Source organism: Desulfurella sp., from assembly GCF_023256235.1.
GTDB lineage: Bacteria > Campylobacterota_A > Desulfurellia > Desulfurellales > Desulfurellaceae > Desulfurella.
In genome coordinates this window covers 3,697-6,520 of record NZ_JAGDWY010000080.1, presented here as the reverse complement: position 1 = coordinate 6,520, position 2,824 = coordinate 3,697, and the positions used below count along the sequence as shown (strand labels likewise).

The window sequence follows — 2,824 nt, the reverse complement described above, 5'->3', positions numbered from 1 at the left end:
CAGCAAACATAAATTGCCTCCTTCAAATATCAACCTTTATTTTTACTAAATTTCATAGTTTTTGTCAACCAAATACTAGCTTGTCAATTCTTTTAGAAACTGTTTGCCTTTTTGACTGAGTTGATAATATGTGTGATTTCTGTGTTTTATTATTTTTGTATTATTGTTAAGTTTGTATTTGGTAAATTTTGAGTTTACTTTTTCAAGATAGCCAAGTTCAAGTAATTTTTTATGCACTTCAAAAGCTTCACAAAGTTTTATATTAAGTGCTCTAGCTAAAGATTTTGAGTAGTCACAACCTTTTTGTTTGTGGTATTTTAAGACTTCAATATCAAGATTGTTTAAGTTACACACCTAATTTATCAGCAATGTTATTAAGCGATTGTATTAAAAATTGTATATGTTCATCCAAATCTATTCCAAGATCATTTACAGATGTATATATGTCATCTCTATTTACGCCTTTTGCGAATGCTTTATCTTTAAGTTTTTTCTTTACACTTTTTACAGTAAGACTTGAAATTTTTTTATCTGGCATTACATATGCACAGGCTAAAATAAATCCACATAGTTCGTCAACTGCAAATAATGTTTTAGCCATTAATGTATCTCTTTCTACACCAGTGTAGGTTGCATGAGATAGTATAGCTTTTATGACATCTTCTGGGTAACCTTTTTGTTTTAAAATTTCTGCGCCAGCATATGGGTGTTCTGCTTGTGTTGGATGTTTTTCGTAGTCAAAATCATGTAAAAGACCAACTATAGCCCATTTATTTTCATCTTCACCAAATTTTTGAGCATAAGAACGCATTGCTTGCTCTACTGCCAAAGCATGTTTTATTAGTGATTCAGATTTAGTATACTCACACAGCAAACTATAGGCTTCATTTCTATCCATTAAAGCACCTCCTGCTATAGCAAGAGGGTTTTAACCCTCTTGCTTATCAGTAGCCTTCTTCAATTTTTGTTTTGCCGTGGAATATTCTATATGAGTATATTGTATAAATCAATACTAAAGGCATGCCAATTAATGCTATAATTAACATGGTTTGAAGTGTTAATTGGGAAGATGCAGCATTATAAATATTCAAACTGTATGCGGGATTCTTTGCAATAATGAGGTTGGGAAATAAACTTAAATAAGCAGTTAATATAACCATCGCAATTGATAATGAGCTTGCTATTATTGCACATAGAGGCTGGTTTCTTTGAATTCTTATGATTGATGCAAGCATAAATAAAAGCGCAAGAATAGGAATAGCAAACATTATTGGGTAAGTAAGGTAATTGGCAAACAAATTAGCGTGCAATACATAGGTTAATAGCGTGCAAATTAAAAATAAAATAAAATAACCGCTCCAGTAAACCTTTGCCCAATTTTTTACTTTTTGTTGAAATTCACCTTCAGTTTTTAAAAATAACCAAACTGTTCCTTGATAGGATAGCATAAAAAAAGCTAAAACGCCGACTAAAATAGAATAAGGGTTAAGTAGATCAAAAAAAGTACCTATATAATCGCCATTTTTGTTTAAATCAAGACCAGATAGCACATTTCCTACAGCTACGCCAAAAAGAACTATAGCAATTATACTTGATATAGAAAAAATCCAATCAAATAAAGTTTTTGTGGATTCTTTTTGAAAATGATTTCTAAGCTCTAAAGAGATAGCCCTAAATATCAAAGCAAACAATAACAAAATTAAAGCCAGATAGAATCCGCTAAAAGCTGTAGCATAAACCATTGGAAATGCCGCAAATAAAGCACCCCCACCTGTTATTAGCCATACTTCGTTTCCGTCCCAAACGGGTGCTATGGAGTTGCGAGCAATATCGCGCTCTTGGAATTTTGCAAATAAATATACCGAGCCTACACCTAAATCAAAACCATCTAAAATAGCATATCCAATTATTAATATGCCAACAAGAAAAAACCATATTATATTAAGATCCATTGTAAGCCTCCTTAATCCATTTTAAAAGTTTTTACGGTATGTATGGTTAAATATAAAAATATACCAAACAAAACCGCATAAACTAATGTAAATCCTATTAAAGAAACCGCTACATCACCAGCCGGTAGTGGGCTAAATGCATCTTTTGTTCTAAGCAGACCATAGACTGCCCATGGTTGCCTGCCTACTTCTGTTGTTATCCAGCCAAGTTCGTTTGCAATGTAAGGCAAAGGTATAAATGCCCACAATGCTGATAAGTATGGTTTTGTTGTAAACAATTTTTTCTTGTAAAGCAAAAATACGCCGACTAAAAAAGTTAATATAAAGAGTGTTCCAAGTGCTACCATTAAGTGAAAGGAATAAAAAGTTAAAGTCATAGGCGGTAAGTCATCTTTTGGAAATGCATCAATACCTTTAACAACAGCATTGACATTATGATCAGCTAAAAAACTTAAAGCGCCTGGTATTCCTATTTCGACAAGCATTTTATTTTGTGAAGGATCAGGTATGCCAAAAACGAGCAATGGTGCTTTACTTTGTGTTTTAAATAAACCTTCAAAAGATGCTAACTTTTCTGGTTGAGTTTTTGCAACCACCCTTGCACTTTCATCGCCAAACGGGAAAAGCTGTAAAATTGATACTATTACGCCAAAAATTACGGCTAATTTCAATGATCTTTTAGCAAGTTCTAAGTTTTTTCCTTTTATTAGAAAATACGCACTAATACCAGCCATAAATATCGCACCCGTAATATATGAGGCATCTACTGTGTGTAAAAACATAGAAGGCATTGTTGGGTTAAAAACTGCTTCCCAGAAGTTTGTCAAGACAGCCCTGCCACCCTCCACCTTATATCCAGCGGGTGTTTGTTG

General features: G+C 33.1%; 4 protein-coding genes. All 4 read right to left on the bottom strand.

Going from position 1 to position 2,824, the window contains the following annotated elements; translation table 11 throughout:
• Positions 1–75: 75 nt before the first annotated feature.
• Positions 76–354 carry a DUF2250 domain-containing protein gene (locus tag Q0C22_RS08775; RefSeq protein ID WP_291493860.1) on the bottom strand — a complete coding sequence of 93 codons (279 nt, stop codon included), beginning with the start codon at positions 352–354 and terminating at the stop codon, positions 76–78.
• Positions 347–898, bottom strand: a complete 552-nt coding sequence (locus tag Q0C22_RS08770) for an HD domain-containing protein (RefSeq protein WP_291493858.1) — start codon at positions 896–898, stop codon at positions 347–349. Before Q0C22_RS08770 ends, Q0C22_RS08775 begins: the two co-directional genes overlap by 8 nt.
• Before the next feature lie 46 nt (positions 899–944).
• Positions 945–1,952 carry a cytochrome d ubiquinol oxidase subunit II gene (gene cydB, locus Q0C22_RS08765; protein WP_291493856.1) on the bottom strand — a complete coding sequence of 336 codons (1,008 nt, stop codon included), beginning with the start codon at positions 1,950–1,952 and terminating at the stop codon, positions 945–947.
• 11 nt (positions 1,953–1,963) lie between these two features.
• On the bottom strand, positions 1,964–2,824 hold an 861-nt coding region (locus Q0C22_RS08760), incomplete at its 5' end, for a cytochrome ubiquinol oxidase subunit I (RefSeq protein ID WP_291493854.1).

Coding starts and splice junctions, on each gene's coding strand:
- Q0C22_RS08770 (WP_291493858.1), bottom strand. CDS start 898: ATGGATAGAAATGAAGCCTATAGTTTGCTGTGTGAGTATACTAAATCT.
- cydB (WP_291493856.1), bottom strand. CDS start 1,952: ATGGATCTTAATATAATATGGTTTTTTCTTGTTGGCATATTAATAATT.